Annotated in this window: 16 protein-coding genes; 5 read left to right on the forward strand and 11 right to left on the reverse strand. The window is 35.3% G+C overall.

The features are described 5' to 3' along the window. Positions 1–26: 26 nt before the first annotated feature. The gene (locus ON07_RS04770; RefSeq protein ID WP_010228642.1) at positions 27–911 is read left to right on the forward strand and encodes a bifunctional 5,10-methylenetetrahydrofolate dehydrogenase/5,10-methenyltetrahydrofolate cyclohydrolase; all 885 of its coding nucleotides are present in this window, start codon (positions 27–29) and stop codon (positions 909–911) included. Positions 912–1,145: 234 nt separating this feature from the next. Here the strand turns inward: ON07_RS04770 and ON07_RS04775 are convergent, their stop codons facing one another. The 10 genes from ON07_RS04775 to dacB all read right to left on the reverse strand — a co-directional run bounded on the left by ON07_RS04775 (position 1,146) and on the right by dacB (position 9,311). Then, positions 1,146–1,553 (reverse strand): YkvA family protein, encoded by a 408-nt coding sequence (locus tag ON07_RS04775; protein WP_010228643.1) that lies wholly within the window; start codon positions 1,551–1,553, stop codon positions 1,146–1,148. Positions 1,554–1,562: 9 nt separating this feature from the next. Next, positions 1,563–2,582 carry an AI-2E family transporter gene (locus ON07_RS04780; protein ID WP_010228644.1) on the reverse strand — a complete coding sequence of 340 codons (1,020 nt, stop codon included), beginning with the start codon at positions 2,580–2,582 and terminating at the stop codon, positions 1,563–1,565. 9 nt (positions 2,583–2,591) lie between these two features. Continuing rightward, positions 2,592–3,017, reverse strand: coding sequence for a VOC family protein (locus tag ON07_RS04785; RefSeq protein ID WP_010228645.1), 426 nt, complete (start codon positions 3,015–3,017; stop codon positions 2,592–2,594). Between the two features lie 3 nt (positions 3,018–3,020). Then, positions 3,021–3,266 carry a DUF7218 family protein gene (locus ON07_RS04790; RefSeq protein ID WP_010228646.1) on the reverse strand — a complete coding sequence of 82 codons (246 nt, stop codon included), beginning with the start codon at positions 3,264–3,266 and terminating at the stop codon, positions 3,021–3,023. Positions 3,267–3,326: 60 nt separating this feature from the next. Beyond that, positions 3,327–4,178: a 23S rRNA pseudouridine(2604) synthase RluF gene (gene rluF / locus ON07_RS04795; RefSeq protein ID WP_010228647.1), complete on the reverse strand. Its 852-nt coding sequence runs from the start codon at positions 4,176–4,178 to the stop codon at positions 3,327–3,329. A 90-nt stretch (positions 4,179–4,268) separates the two neighbouring features. After that, positions 4,269–4,478 carry a hypothetical protein gene (locus tag ON07_RS04800; RefSeq protein WP_010228649.1) on the reverse strand — a complete coding sequence of 70 codons (210 nt, stop codon included), beginning with the start codon at positions 4,476–4,478 and terminating at the stop codon, positions 4,269–4,271. Positions 4,479–4,737: 259 nt separating this feature from the next. Beyond that, positions 4,738–5,286, reverse strand: coding sequence for a hypothetical protein (locus tag ON07_RS04805; protein WP_010228651.1), 549 nt, complete (start codon positions 5,284–5,286; stop codon positions 4,738–4,740). A gap of 16 nt (positions 5,287–5,302) precedes the next feature. After that, positions 5,303–6,829, reverse strand: a complete 1,527-nt coding sequence (locus ON07_RS04810) for a helicase HerA-like domain-containing protein (RefSeq protein ID WP_010228653.1) — start codon at positions 6,827–6,829, stop codon at positions 5,303–5,305. A gap of 37 nt (positions 6,830–6,866) precedes the next feature. After that, positions 6,867–7,928 carry a S66 peptidase family protein gene (locus ON07_RS04815; RefSeq protein WP_010228655.1) on the reverse strand — a complete coding sequence of 354 codons (1,062 nt, stop codon included), beginning with the start codon at positions 7,926–7,928 and terminating at the stop codon, positions 6,867–6,869. 72 nt (positions 7,929–8,000) lie between these two features. Continuing rightward, positions 8,001–9,311 carry a D-alanyl-D-alanine carboxypeptidase/D-alanyl-D-alanine endopeptidase gene (gene dacB / locus ON07_RS04820; RefSeq protein ID WP_010228657.1) on the reverse strand — a complete coding sequence of 437 codons (1,311 nt, stop codon included), beginning with the start codon at positions 9,309–9,311 and terminating at the stop codon, positions 8,001–8,003. A 236-nt stretch (positions 9,312–9,547) separates the two neighbouring features. Between dacB and ON07_RS04825 the strand changes: the two genes are divergently transcribed. Continuing rightward, on the forward strand, positions 9,548–10,180 hold the full coding sequence (locus ON07_RS04825; RefSeq protein ID WP_010228658.1) for a 7-carboxy-7-deazaguanine synthase QueE: 633 nt from the start codon (positions 9,548–9,550) through the stop codon (positions 10,178–10,180). A 64-nt stretch (positions 10,181–10,244) separates the two neighbouring features. Here ON07_RS04825 and ON07_RS04830 read toward each other — a convergent pair whose 3' ends face one another. Beyond that, on the reverse strand, positions 10,245–10,808 hold the full coding sequence (locus ON07_RS04830; RefSeq protein WP_010228659.1) for a DUF2911 domain-containing protein: 564 nt from the start codon (positions 10,806–10,808) through the stop codon (positions 10,245–10,247). Positions 10,809–11,058: 250 nt separating this feature from the next. On the opposite strand from ON07_RS04830, the gene asnB reads away from it, so the two are divergent. The 3 genes from asnB (at position 11,059) to ON07_RS04845 (ending at position 15,845) form a co-directional block, all read left to right on the forward strand. After that, a complete protein-coding gene (gene asnB / locus ON07_RS04835) occupies positions 11,059–12,669 on the forward strand; it encodes an asparagine synthase B (RefSeq protein WP_010228660.1) in 1,611 nt (536 codons plus the stop codon). A gap of 143 nt (positions 12,670–12,812) precedes the next feature. Beyond that, positions 12,813–14,753: a DNA topoisomerase (ATP-hydrolyzing) subunit B gene (gyrB, locus tag ON07_RS04840; RefSeq protein ID WP_010228661.1), complete on the forward strand. Its 1,941-nt coding sequence runs from the start codon at positions 12,813–12,815 to the stop codon at positions 14,751–14,753. A gap of 120 nt (positions 14,754–14,873) precedes the next feature. Then, positions 14,874–15,845 (forward strand): DUF6588 family protein, encoded by a 972-nt coding sequence (locus ON07_RS04845; protein ID WP_010228662.1) that lies wholly within the window; start codon positions 14,874–14,876, stop codon positions 15,843–15,845. Positions 15,846–15,874 lie beyond the last annotated feature (29 nt).

The following is a 15,874-nucleotide window of genomic DNA, read 5'->3' on the forward strand; positions in this document are numbered from 1 at the left end:
GCAACTGCCAACTGAATACTAAACATATGACTCTACTCGACGGTAAAAAGGTTAGCAATGAAATAAAGGATGAAATTGCTGCTGAAGTTCAGCAAATGAAGAATCGAGGAGAGAAAGTGCCACATCTTGCGGCAATAATTGTTGGGAATGATGGGGCGAGTTTAACTTATGTTAACAGCAAAGTTAGAGCCTGTGAAAGAGTAGGTTTTGAATCTACACTTGTAAAGTTATCTAGTAGCATAAGCGAAACAGAGCTTTTAAAAAAAATTAAAGAATTAAATGAAAATCCGGATATCGACGGATTTATCGTTCAGTTACCGCTTCCAAAACAAATAGATACTCAAAAAGTATTACTTACCGTAAATCCGGATAAAGATGTAGATGGTTTTCACCCTACGAACTTTGGAAAAATGGCTTTGGATATGAGTAGTTTTATTCCCGCCACTCCATACGGAATTTTGGAATTATTGGAACGCTACAATGTAGAGACAAAAGGAAAACATACAGTAGTAATTGGTCGGAGCCATATAGTGGGAAGACCAATGAGTATTTTAATGGGAAGAAAAGGCTTTCCGGGGAATTCTACGGTGACGGTTACTCATAGCTACACTAAAAATATTACCCAGATTACCTCTCAAGCAGATATTATTATCACTGCTCTTGGGAATCCTGAGTTTTTGAAAGCCGAGATGGTAAAGGATGATGTTGTTATTGTAGATGTTGGAATTACTAGAGTGCCAGATGAAGATGCTCCAAGAGGCTATAGAATTACCGGGGATGTAGATTTTGAAAATGTTAGTAAAAAGGCTTCTTTTATTACTCCGGTTCCTGGTGGGGTTGGACCAATGACCATTGCTATGTTGCTTAAAAACACTTTATTGGCAAGAGAAAATCATAGGTTGAATTCATAAAATTAAATTAAGCTATACAAAAAAAGGCTGTCTTGAATAAGACAGCCTTTTTTGTGAAACATTATTAAATATATCGTTCGCCCGTAAAGTATCCTAGACTATAAAAGGACGTCATTCTGAACTTGTTTCAGAATCTCATTACATTCCAATGTAAATAAAAACATTATAAAGACCCTGAAATAAATTCAAGGTGACGAGAAAATTATTAGGACAGAAAATGGATATATATATTAATTACGCATCAGATTCTAACTTCCAATCTAAATAATTGTGGAGATCTGTTTCAATAAAACGAAGACCAAAACTAAGTACAGCCAGATCATCAATGTACCCTAATCCCGGAATGAAATCTGGAATTATATCCAACGGATTTAATACATACAGAAATCCAAAAGCAATAGATGCAATGGTAAACCATGGCACTTCAGTATAAATCCCCTTGCGGTAATCCTTAAGCATCCCAAACATGATTTTTGCCAATTCAGTATACTTTTCCAGCATATTGGAACTGGTAATCTTTTTGTTAATGGCTTCTTCTTTGTCCATCACTACTTCTACATCGTCTTCTTCGATCTTTACGATCTCGTCTTTCATGTATTCTTTATCTATTTCCTCTGTTTTTTTGCTGAATATATTTTTCATAATTAGTTTTTATAAATTGTCGTTAATATTTCCGTATTCTGTTTTGTATATTTTTAATATAAGTAAAAATAAGGAGATAAGTAAAGGCCCGAATATTAGCCCTATAAATCCGAAAAGTGGAACTCCCACAACCACTCCAAATAAGGTGATTAAAGGGTGGACACTGGATAATTTTTCCAGGATATACAACCTAACCAAATTATCTGTAGACCCCACAACTACTACTCCATAAATAAACATTGCCACTGCCTGCCATTCCATGCCTTGAGAAAACAAGAGTATAGTGACTGGTATAATTCCAATTGCGGTTCCAATAAATGGGATCATAGATCCTATTGCGGTAATTACAAACCAGAATAAAGGATCTGGAACTCCGAAAATAAGAAACCCAATTAATGCTATAATTCCTTGAATTAATGCTACTAATGGAATTCCCAATGCATTTGAACGTACAGAAAGGTCACTTTCGTTTCCTATTAATATTATATTTTCCGGAGCCAATGGGATATAAGAGCTTAAAATTCCATTTAATTTTTGCCTGGCTGTAAGCATATAATACAACATGAAATACATGATTCCAATAGCGATAAATGCATTAAAAGTTCCTCCCGCAAAACTTTGCAAATTTGTAGATACCCAATTAGTGATCGAATTACTATCTATATTACTACTAAAGTCGTAACCTAAAACCTCTTCATATCTGTTTACTTGTTCTTTAAAGGCAATTACTACTCTTTCTGAATTTGCAACCGCTTTTCCTATTTTTGAGGTAAGCATGATTACAATAAGAATAACAGGAATTAAAATTCCGATAAATGATGCCAACATAAGAACCCCGGCTGCGATAGATTTTCTCCAGCCTTTATCTACCAATTTTATCATCCACTTGCGCATTAATACATATAATGTAATTGCGCCAAGAACTCCCGATAGGTAGGGAACAATCTCTTTGAAAATTAAGATCGCCAAGAAAACAATAAGCAAAAGAACAAACAGTTGCCTTACTAGCGAGGGACTTAATTTTTTCATAAATGATATTTATTTAGCAAAAAGCTGATCTATGTTTTTGAATGCTTTGAATTCCAATGCATTTCCTGAGGGATCTTTAAAAAACATTGTTGCTTGTTCTCCTGTTTTTCCTTCAAATCGAATGTAAGGTTCAATAACAAATTGGATATTATTACTTTTTAATTTTTTAGAAAAATCTTGAAAAACGTCCCATTCCAAGACAACTCCGAAATGAGGAATTGGCACCTCTTTTCCATCCACCGGATTTCCTTTTCCTTTCGGTTTGGGTTGCGGTTCTTGAACATGAAGAACCAATTGATGCCCAAAGAAGTTAAAATCTACCCAATGATCGCTACTTCTTCCTTCTTCACAACCTAAAACTTCTCTGTAAAAAACCCTGTTTTCTTCTAAATTAGAAACAGGAATTGCTAAATGAAACGGTTGAATTTTCCCCATATTTTAATTATTTCTTAGTGCGTGAATTAACTCCGATTTAGACATTTTAGATCTTCCTGAAATACCTACTTTTTTAGCCATGGCGTATATTTCGGCTTTGGTGCGATCTTCATAATCCTTCGCTTTTCCACCTTTTACTCCGGCATCTGGAGTATTGGCAATTCTAGCAGATTTCTCTTTACTATATCCTTTGTCTAGTAGGGCTTCATATTGAGCCTCATTTTTTATTCGACTTCTTGAAGTTCCCATTTTTCTTTTAAAAATAGAAAGTTCTATTTAAATAATAGCTTCAGTTCCGCTAATTATGTGTTAAGATTTATTTCTACGAGATTTCGATCTACCTGAGAATTTTGGAGTTTCTTTAGGCTTGGTGTTCTTAGAGTGAAATTTCTCTGCCTTTTCTTCGTCGTACTTTGGATCTCTCTTATTTGGTTCTGGAGCTTTATATGTCTTTATAGAATTGGCAACCATTTCATTAATAGTGTTTAATTCCTCTTCAGTAATATCTCTCCATTCCCCAACTGGAACATCCAGTAAAACATTCATAATTCTAACGCGCTTAAGGCTGGTAACTTCATAATCCAGAGCTTCACACATTCTTCTAATCTGCCTGTTCAAGCCCTGGGTAAGAACAATTCTAAAATCGTAATTACCTAATAGTTCTACTTCACATTTTTTGGTAACGGTGTCTAAAATAGAAATTCCCATGCCCATTCTGTCTATAAATGTTGAAGAGATAGGTTTGTTTACGGTAACTACATATTCTTTTTCGTGATTATTACTGGCGCGTAATATTTTATTCACAATATCGCCATCGTTGGTGAGGAAGATCAAACCTTCACTGGCCTTATCTAGTCTACCGATAGGAAAAATTCTTTTAGGATAATTTATGAAGTCAATGATATTGTCTTTTTCTACACCGGAATCGGTGGTGCAAACAATACCTACAGGTTTATTAAAAGCTATATAAACCGGTTTTTCATCTTTATTGGTGATTGTTTTGCCGTTTACACGAACAATATCGCCGGGGGCGATCTTGGTTCCCATTTCAGGAACTTCACCATTTACTGTAACTCTGCCTTGGTCAATTAATTTATCGGCTTCTCTTCGGGAGCAGTATCCCGCTTCGCTTAAATATTTATTGATTCGGGTAAGTTGCATATTAAAAAAAGGATTAGGGTAGCAAAGATAAAGATTCAGCAATTATTATGTTGCTCAATTCAGTATTAATCTATGCTACCCTAAAATTATTTATTCTGCTTTTTTGTTTTCCACAGCAACCTCATCTGTATCCTTGCGATATTTCAGCATTGAGATTCCAGCAATAAAAAACACAAAGCCTAAAATTGCCAAAGCCCATGGATTCATCATTAAAGCTACACTTCCAAAAATTCCCAAAACTCCCATTACTAGGGAAATGGCGCCTCCTATTAACATAATAACGGCTATAATCTTGATCATAATAATAAGTATTGGTTAAGTAGTAAAGGTACTTAAAGAATTGAAAAATGATGAATTATTAACATTTCCTAAAGGTTTTAACATTAAACACTTGTTAATTCTAGCTGTTCATTCATATACGTCATGCTGTCCAGATGCATCGGGGGTTTCAGCATCTCAGTAAGTAATGAAAAAACCCTGAAACGAGTTCAGGGTGTCTATATTCCTATATCAAATGACAAACAAATAATCGATATAATATTAATCCTAAAATCAACCCTTACCAACTTACCATCAGATATTTAATTTTTGCATCATCGGGTATTTGCGATGCAGAGATTCTGGAGTCTGTGTCGTAGCGCAGGCTAGCCGGAAGGTCTTTTTTATCTATAGTGAGGTATAAATTCAGTTCGTCTATAAATACAACAGCAGAATTTAAAGTGTTTTCAATTCTTGAGATTTCATAATTTTTAACTACCTCTCCAAATGTGCTTGCGTTGTTTAGGCCTTTAGCGGTTTGAAACCTGGAATCCATGATTTGAATATATCCTACGGTGCTTGTAGAATCAAATTGTTGGATGGGTTCTAGAATTAATAAGGGTTTTCCATCTTTGTCGAATATCTCTATTTCACTGGTAGAATTGAAGAACTGATTCCCGGAGTTTTTCCGAACTATGGAATCTCCCTTGAAAACAGAATCTAATTGATTAATTTGTATTTCTTTTGTAAGTGAACCTACTCTGGTAGTGTCTATTAAAAATGGATCGGAATCCCGATCGCATGATAGTAAACTAATTGTAAGGCATGCTAATAAACTTAATCTTTTCATATGTTATTCTTGTCTTCTATTTAAATGCTTTGTTCAAAATGCTCATAACTCCTCTAATAAAAGTAGCACTCGTTAAAACTTTAATAACGGCACTTTGAGTTTTATTTGAATTTCTTGTAGTTCTTGAACTTGTTCGAGAAACTTTCTCTCGATCTTCTTTTGCTTTTTCTCTTGCTTCTTCTTGATCTGCCTGAGCGATCTTTTTATTCAATAATTCATATGCACTCTCCCGATCGATCTCTTTATTATATTTAGAAACCAACTTAGAAGAACCTATTAAATCCTTTAATTCTGCTGAAGTTAAAACATCCATTCTGCTCATAGGAGCTCTCATCATGGTGGCTGCTAAGGGTGATGGTCTTCCTTTCTCGTCCAAAGCTGAAATAAAGGCTTCTCCAATACCTAACGAGGTTAAAACTTCTTTGGTATCGTAGTACTCAGAAATCGGATAATTTTCAGCAGTTAATTTGATGGCTTTTCGATCGTTAGCTGTAAATGCTCGCAAAGAATGCTGAATTTTTAAACCTAACTGACTTAATATTTCCTTTGGAACATCTGTTGGATTTTGAGTTACAAAATAAATTCCAACCCCTTTAGAGCGAATCAATTTTATAATACTTTCTATTTGATCCAATAATGCATCGGAAGCTTCTTTAAAAATTAAGTGCGCTTCGTCTATAAAAAGAATTAATTCCGGTCTGTCGCTGTCTCCTTTTTCTGGTAATGTTGAATAAATTTCAGCTAACAAACTCAGCATAAAAGTGGAAAACAATTTCGGTTTATCTTGGATGTCATCCAATCTAATAATATTAACCATTCCACGACCATCTATGTTCGTTCTCATAAGATCTTCTACTTCAAATGAAGGCTCTCCAAAAAATAGATCGGCATCCTGTTGTTCCAAAGCAACGATCTTTCTTAAAATAGAACCGGTAGAAGATTTAGACATTCTACCATAATCCTTTTCAAACTCCTCTCTTCCTTCATCTGTTGCGTAATGAATTATTTTTTTAAGATCCTTTAAATCTAAAAGTGGTAATTGATTATCATCACAATATTTAAAAACAATAGCTAAAATCCCGGTTTGGGTATCTGTAAGATCTAGAATTCTCGATAAAAGAATAGGGCCAAATTCACTCACGGTAGCTTTTAATCTAACTCCTGCTTGATCTGAAAGACTCAAAATCTCTACAGGTGAAGCTTGAGGAGTGAATTCAAAATTTAAAAGTTGGTGGCGAGCATCAATTTTTTCATGTCCGGGAGAAGGTTTTGCAATTCCGCTAAGATCTCCTTTTATATCCATCATCAATACAGGAACGCCTTTTTCTGAAAGGATTTCCGCAATAATTTGTAGTGTTTTAGTTTTCCCGGTTCCTGTTGCTCCTGCAATAAGTCCATGCCGATTCATGGTTTTTAATGGAATCTTCACTTGCGCTTCCGGAATAGGTTTACCATCCAGCATAGCAGCGCCCATATAGATGAAATCTCCTTTTGGAGCATAGCCTTGCTGTATGTGTTCTATGAACTTGTAGGGATCTTTCATTTTAGGTATTCATTTTATAAGTTGAAAATTAAGATATTTAATATACTGCAGGCGATAGCATAGTAATAGTGCCATTATCTGCATCTATAGCAGCATTTATTCCATTTGGAATGGTAGAATTATCATCCACATGTCCAAACATGGCACCGGAATATGCCGGAATCTCTAAAGGTTTAATATAATGATCTATTACTTCTTCCAAAGTTAGAGAGCCATAACCACTTCCGCCGGGATCACAATCGGTGCATTTTCCAAAGACAAATCCGGAAATTTTATCTAGAACTCCTGCCAATTTAAGCTGAGACATCATCCTGTCTATCGCATAAATTTTTTCACCAACTTCTTCCAGATATAGGATCTTATTCTCCCAATTTGGCAGATAATCAGATCCCATAATACCAGATAAAACCGATAAATTTCCGCCTAATAAAATTCCTTCAGCTTTTCCTGAAGTAATGGTGCGAATTCGGTTTTTTACTTGTACTAGATTATCCCCGGTTTCTTTTGTGTTTTCAAAAGTGAAAGTATTTTTATTGAAAAGGATTTCTTTGAAAATGCTATAGCTGAAGTTATTCCAAGTAGAAGTCGCCATTGGCCCGTGAAAAGTTACGAGTCCGGTTTTGGCATAAATCGCCATATGAAGAGCTGTAATATCACTATATCCTATAAATACTTTTGGGTTTTTAGCGATAGCTTCGTAGTCTATTTTATCTAAAATCCTTGCTGCACCGGAGCCTCCCCGTAATGCAATGATAGCATCCACTTCCGGGTCTTTAAACATATTGTTCAAATCTTCAGCCCGCTCTTCATCTGTGCCTGCTAAATGTCCGTAATGTGAGTTGATATATTTCCCGAGTTTCACTTTTAAACCCATTGCTTGAAACGTCTCAACCGCTATCTCGTAAGGTTCCGATTCAAATTTATTTGAAGCAGGACTAATAATCCCGATTGTATCTCCTTCAGAAAGATGTTTCGGAATTAATTCTTTTGTGCTTGTTGTATTTAATTCAGAAGAAAAAGCCACAGGAGCAATAAATGAAGATAATCCTATGGCTAAACTGCCTGTTCCTATGTTTCTTAAAAAATTTCTTCTCTCCATTATATTTTGGTGCTAAATAAATTCTGCTCTAAAATAAATAATTATTGATTGGTTCACTTAGAATTGTGCAGTTTAATAGGAATTTCTAATCTCTAAAAGGATTTTTTCCATTTGTTTTTTAATTACTGAAGAAGGAAGTACATAATTGTTATTCATGAAACTAAAGATCATCAGCTTGCCAGAATTAGTTTCTAAATATCCGCTTAGTGAGTAATTATTCCGAAGAGATCCCGATTTTGCGTAGATGTATGGCTCTGCTGAAGCATCCCAGTTTTTAAGAGTTCCTGTTTTCCCATTAGCTGGGAAGAGCTCAAAAAGTTGCTTTTTTGGCACTTCCTTGAATATCCTTTCAAGAATGGCTATTAAAGTTCTTGGTGTAATTAAATTATAACGGGATAAGCCCGAGCCATCTACCCATTTAATTTCGTCTGGTAGATCATTAAAATAAGCAGATTGTATATAATCTATTGCCGAATTAGTATTTAAGCTGTCACTTATCTTTTCGGAAATAAGTAAAAGTAGCTGTTCTGCTATAAAATTGTCACTTTCTACTAGCATCTCCTTATAAAGGCTGTCTGATGCTACAGAATATATAGTTTGAGTTTTTTTATTAGTAAGTTTCAAATTCTTTGAAATAACAGTAACAGGCTTGCTTAAGGTATCGCTTAATAATTTAACACTCAATTCGGGTGAGGTTTTAAAAGGAATGTTTTTATCTAGAATTTCATTCTTCGGGATGTTGTATTTAAAAGTATTAGAATCTACATCCCTTCGAATTGAATTGGAAGCCTGCATATCCTTGACTAAGAATTCAGAAAAATAGGGTGGAGAACTTATTGGAAGAGTATCAGAAGATCTCCACTTAAAATTTACGAGGTTTCCATAAATTGGAAATTGAGACCGCTCTGCAGAATAGGCATCGTTATAGTCGTCCCAAGCCCAGCCAGAGCCAAGAGAAGGGTTAGTACCAATTGAGGTTGCGAGATATAGCTTTTTAGAGGAATTCTTCAGAAAGTCGAAAACCTTAGAATGGGAAAATTTTGGATTCAAAAAACTTGGATCCCCGGTGCCCCAAAAAACTAAGGAATCTTGAGTGCTATAATATCTAATTCCCGGAATAGTATCTCCTAATTCTTTTAGTGAAGCATAAAAAGTGAGCAGCTTAGTATTGGAGGCGGGCGTAAAGTACTTATTGGAATTCTGTTCTATAACAAATTCTTTCTTTTCTAGATCGTATAATGCAAATCCGGTAAAACTTTGGTTGAATATTTCTGAAGTTAATTCTCGAGAGAGCTCCTTCTTTAATTGTTGCGTGCTAGAGCAAGAAAATAGCGATGAGATTATTGCCAGAAGTAAGAAGAAGTGCAGGATCTTTGATTTCAAACTGAAAGGTTTTACTGTTTAAAAAATTTTAAAAAATTAATTTATAACATTTCTTTTTAGCAGCTCCTTGAAAACCTGTAATTTTTAAAGATTAGATTAAGGTTTTTATCATCTAAAGCGAGGTGCAAAGCGCATTTAAAATATTAAAAGAGAAGAGTAGGCTTGGCCAAAAACATACTTTAGAACTTTAATACTAAGCTATGTTAGGTCTTAAAGAATAGTTATCTTTGCACGCTATGATTACAGGAGATACAAAAGTGTTGGTGGATAAGGGTATTATGCTTCCGTTAATGGAAGAGTTTTATACCATTCAAGGTGAAGGTTTCCATAAAGGAACTGCTGCTTATTTCATTAGAATAGGTGGTTGCGATGTTGGATGTCACTGGTGTGATGTTAAAGAAAGTTGGGACGCATCCTTGCATCCTCCAACTCATATTGGGAAAATTGTAGAAAATGCCGTTTCTTATAGTGATACCATTGTGATCACCGGGGGCGAACCCTTGACTTGGGATATGGGTCCTATCACTAGTCTTTTAAAAGATAAAGAATGCCAGGTTCATATAGAAACATCTGGAGCGTATAAATTAAGCGGGCAATGGGATTGGATTTGTTTGTCTCCTAAAAAAATAAAGCTGCCAACAGAAGAAATCTACGCAGTAGCAAACGAATTGAAGGTAATCGTTTATAATCTCCATGATCTAAAGTTTGCTGAAGAGCAAGCCGCAAAAGTTAATAAGGATTGTATCCTATATCTTCAACCAGAATGGAGTAAGCGGGATTCTGTTATTCCAATAATTGTAGATTATGTGATGAAAAATCCAAAATGGAAAGTATCATTGCAAACCCATAAATATTTAAATATACCTTAATAAAAAACGTTTCAATTCTTAAGGATTGAAACCGTTTTAAGTTTTTAGGTGTTTTTTTTAAAGCTTATTGAACTGCTTTAAAAGGAACTTCAACATACTTGTTATCCCAACCCATTAAAAGATCGGCTCCATCAGCTTTAGTTACAAAAGCCATGGAAAAAGATTCAATAGTGGAAGGTGCATTTCGCACAGGAACTTTAATTCTCACTCTATCTTCTTGATCGGTATACTCATAGGCTCCCCAAGTGTTTGTTCTGTTATTTAAAATTACAGTCCATTCTTTTTCTCCAGGAATTGTATAAATAGTGTACGTTCCAGCTTCCACCATCGCATCAGCTACTTTCATGTCTTTATATAAAGTAAGCTCTGTTGCTTCATTTGCGCCAGTTCTCCAAACTTCATTATAAGGCACAAGTTTTCCAAAAATCTCTCGATCTCTTTTTTGAGGTCTACTATAGATAACTCTAGCTACAACTTCTTCATCCTGATTTTTGTAAACAACTAAATCCATTGGGCTTACATCAACTTTTGCAAAATTGATAGCATCTTTGGTTTTTTCTTGGGCATTTACAGAATTGCTTTGAAGCGTAAAGATTGCTATTGCTGCTAATAAGAATATTCTTTTCATAATATTTAAATTAATTTAATTAAGATATAAAGGTACTATTTCAATAAAATGAGGAATGTTAATGAAGTCTTATAATTTTTTAAAACCCTAAGCTTCTTATTTGATAGTGATATACACAAAATTGATTAGATAAAGTTTCAGTAAAATACTAATTAAATAATTTTAGTTATTAAATGTAATCAATATTTGCTCAAATGTTTTTAATTGAAAATGAATGCTGCAAATTTGTTTATAATTAAAACTGAAAATTATGTGTGGTATATTAGCTGTAATAGGAAAAAAAGAAGATAAGGAGTTGGTTTCTCAGCTTTCTAAAAGAATTAGTCATCGTGGGCCAGATGAAAGTGATGTACATGTTACTGAAACTGGAGCGATCTTATGTCATGAGAGATTGGCTATCATGGATGTAACAACCGGGAAGCAACCTATACAAGGAACTTCTTCGGCATGGATGATTCATAACGGCGAAATATACAATTACAAAGCGCTTAAGGAAAATGAACTAAAAGATCATGAGTATCGTACCACAGGTGATTCCGAAGTGATCGTACACTTATATGAAAAATATGGATATGGTTTTTTAAACAAATTAGACGGAGATTTTGCCTTTGTTGTGGTAGATGGAAAAGAATTTATTGCTGCAAGAGATCCAATAGGTGTAAAGCCACTTTATTATGGTAGGGATGCTGAAGGTGCGCTGTGGTTTGCGAGTGAAATGAAAGTGCTGGCAGATCAATGTGTGGAATTTCAAGCGTTTCCTCCTGGATATTATTATACGCCAACTACCGGATTTGTTCAATATTATAAACCGGAGTGGTATTCTTTGGAGAAGTGTCATGAAGAAGCAGACTTAAAAAGACTTCGAGAATCTTTAATTGCAGCAACCAAAAAACGCTTGATGTCTGATGTGCCTTTAGGTGTATTGCTAAGTGGAGGATTAGATTCGTCTTTAACTTCTTCAATCGCGGCAAGACTACTCAAAGAAAAAGGTAAAAAATTACATTCATTTTCTATCGGCTTAAATGAAGACGCACCCGATTTAATAGCTGCTCGAAAAGTGGCAGAATTTTTAGAGACTGAACATCATGAAATTCATTTTACGGTGGAAGAAGGAATCGGAATTATAAAAAAATTGATCTGGCATTTAGAAACTTATGATGTGACCTCAATTAGAGCAAGTACTCCAATGTATTTCCTTTCAAAAGCAATTACTGAAAAAGGGATTAAAGTAGTGCTTTCCGGAGAAGGTGCCGATGAGATTTTTGGAGGGTACCTATATTTTAAAAATGCACCTTCTGCTGAAGAATTTCAGAAAGAAACAATAAGCCGAGTTAAAAGATTGTCTACTGCAGACTGTTTGCGAGCAGATAAATCTACAATGGCGCATGGATTAGAAGCGAGAGTGCCATTTTTAGACAAAGCCTTTTTGCAAACTGCCATGGGAATTGCTCCTGAGCATAAAATGCCAAAATCTCATGGAGGCGTGGAAAAGTATATTCTTAGAAAAGCATTCGATACGCCAGAACAGGCTTTTCTTCCAGATGAAGTGCTATGGAGACAAAAAGAGCAATTTAGCGATGGAGTTGGTTACAGTTGGATAGATACGCTTATTGAATACACAAAATCTCAGGTAACCGATTTGGAAATGGAAATGGCTTCAGAAAAATACCCGATAAACACCCCTTCCACTAAAGAAGCCTATTTTTATAGAGAGATCTTCAGCGAATATTTCCCACAGGAATCTGCAGCAAAATCAGTAAAAAAATGGATTCCAAAATGGCAAAAAGATCTAGATCCAAGCGGTAGAGCAAGTTCTACTCACGTGGCACAAACCAGTTTTATGGAGGCTCAAAAAGTTTAAGTTCTTTATCAACTAAAAAGCAGGGTTTTTCACAAAAATTGTTAATAACTTAAAGGTATTGAGGTGCGCTCCAAGCTAATAGGAGTAAGGCTTTTGTTATATTTGTCTGTTACATAAAAAGACAAATTTTAACAGAATCATATATGAGCGAAGAAGTTAAGAAAAACAGTTATTCGGCAGATAGTATTCAGGCGCTTGAGGGAATGGAGCATGTGCGCATGCGTCCTTCCATGTATATTGGTGATACTGGAGTTAGAGGATTGCATCATTTGGTGTATGAGGTTGTGGATAACTCTATAGATGAAGCAATGGCTGGCCATTGTGATACTATAAAAGTAACTATTACAAAAGAAGGATCAATCACCACCGAAGATAACGGGCGTGGTATTCCTATAGATTTACATAAAAAAGAAGGAGTTTCTGCCCTAGAGGTGGTAATGACGAAAATCGGAGCCGGAGGTAAATTCGATAAGGATTCTTATAAGGTTTCCGGTGGTTTGCATGGAGTTGGGGTGAGTTGTGTGAATGCACTCTCTAATCATTTAAGCGCTACTGTTTATAGAGAAGGAGTTATTTGGCAGCAGGAATATGAAAAAGGGAAGCCAATGTATCCTGTTAAATCTATTGGTGAGACAGAGCTTAGAGGTACGGTGGTTACTTTTACTCCAGACCCAACTATTTTTCAGCAAACTACAGAATATAGTTACGATACTCTGGCAAGTAGAATGCGCGAGCTTTCTTTTTTAAATAAAGGGCTTAAAATTGTATTAACAGATGAGCGTCAATTAAATGAAGATGGGTCTTTTGTTTCAGAAACGTTTTTTTCTGAAGAAGGTTTGAAAGAATTTATAAAATTCTTAGATCAAAACAGGGATCCTATTATTTCTCATGTAATTTCTATGGAAGGTGAGAAAAATGACATTCCTGTTGAGGTTGCTATGATTTACAACACCTCTTTTAATGAAAATTTACATTCTTATGTAAACAATATTAATACGCACGAAGGTGGTACTCACTTATCTGGTTTTAGAAGGGGTTTAACTACAACGCTTAAGAAGTATGCAGATGCTTCTGGAATGTTGGATAAACTGAAGTTCGAAATTGCTGGTGATGATTTCCGTGAAGGATTAACCGCTATTATTTCTGTAAAAGTTGGGGAGCCTCAATTTGAAGGACAAACCAAGACTAAATTAGGGAACAGAGAAGTGACTTCTGCTGTATCTCAGGCGGTTTCAGAAATGTTAGAGAATTACTTAGAAGAAAATCCTAGTGATGCTAAAACTATTGTTGAAAAAGTAATTCTTGCCGCTCAGGCACGTCACGCTGCTAAAAAAGCACGTGAAATGGTGCAGCGTAAAACAGTAATGAGCATAGGTGGATTGCCTGGAAAATTATCTGATTGTTCTGAGCAAGATCCTACAAAATGTGAAGTATATCTTGTAGAGGGAGATTCTGCAGGTGGAACAGCAAAGCAGGGTAGAGATAGAGCTTTTCAAGCTATTTTACCACTTAGGGGTAAGATCTTAAATGTCGAAAAAGCGATGAGACATCGTGTTTTTGATAATGAAGAGATCAAGAACATCTACACCGCTTTAGGAGTTACCATTGGTACCGAAGAGGATAGTAAAGCCTTAAACCTTTCAAAATTAAGATACCACAAGATAGTGATCATGTGTGATGCCGATGTAGATGGTAGCCACATTGAAACCTTAATTCTTACATTTTTCTTCAGATATATGAAGGAACTAATTGAAAATGGACATATTTACATTGCAACTCCGCCTTTATATTTAGTTAAAAAAGGTCAGAAAAAGCAATACGCTTGGAACGATAAAGAACGAGATGCTATTGCTGAGAGTTACAACGGAAGTGTTCAAATTCAGCGATATAAAGGTTTGGGGGAGATGAATGCTGAACAATTGTGGGATACCACAATGAATCCGGAATTTAGAACGCTTCGTCAGGTTAATATAGATAATAGTAGTGAAGCCGATAGGATTTTTTCTATGTTAATGGGAGATGAGGTGCCGCCACGTCGAGAGTTTATTGAAAAGAACGCCGTCTATGCGAATGTAGATATATAAAGATTTGAAGCCTGCTTTTTTAGCGGGCTTTTTTTTGTTACTGTTAAGTTAAAATGGATTATCTATAATTTAACATACTGTATTTCATTATTTTTACGTTAATACTAAAAACACTATACTGTGAAAAAGCTACTAAAATCTACCTTATTACTATCCCTACTTCTTATTTCTAACCTATCATTCGCTCAAGGAGATGTGGATGCATTAATTGATGACATGCTATTGATTGCAGAGAATTTTGCTGCGCCTGGAGCAGAAGGAGCCACTTTACAATCTAGTGCAGGCTGGTTCTCTTCCGCATCAACATTGGAGAAATGGCAGGTGGAAGTTTCGGTTCATGGGAATGCCTTATTTGTTCCCAGTTCTAAAAAAAATAAGTTAATTAGAGACAATCAATTTAATAATCTATCTATAAGCGGCGCTAGCAATGCGTTATTACCGACTGTTTATGGTGGCGATACAGATGCTGTTTATCAAGGATCTATTTTTGGGCAAGATTTTGAATTTGATGCGATCGACGGGTTGGATAAAGGAGTTGTATTGCACGCCTTCCCACAGATAACCGTTGGCTTACCATTTAAAACGGAAATCGCTGTAAGATATTTACCGGAAGTATTTATTAATGACGTAGGGATTAGTACTTATGGAGTTGGACTTAAACATAATTTCTCTCAGTATATATACAAGAGATTTAAGCCTGAAGATTTTCAATTTGCGTTAATGGCAAATTACAGCAATTTTAAAGCAGATTATAAATTCCTTCCGATAGATATAGAGATTGCAAATCTAAATAGGATCGAGGTAGATGCTAATATGTATAATGTGCAGCTAATAGGTTCTAAGCTTTATGAGAATTTTGAAGTAATGGGAGGTGTTGGTTATACCAATTCGAATTTTGATTATGCCTTTGGAGGAACCGGAGCATCATTATCTGCACTAAATGATCAATTAGGTGCTTTGGGAAATAGCGAAGGGAAGTTTAAAGGAAATATTGGATTTAACTACTATTTCAATAAATTTAAATTTAGCACCGTATTTTCAGCAAGTGGATTATTTAATGCCAATGTTGGGCTTCATTACCGTCTCAACTAGAATACATTTAACCATTCCTTATTATTTAA

The sequence above is a fragment of the Gillisia marina genome (genome assembly GCF_000258765.1).
Taxonomy (GTDB): domain Bacteria; phylum Bacteroidota; class Bacteroidia; order Flavobacteriales; family Flavobacteriaceae; genus Gillisia; species Gillisia marina.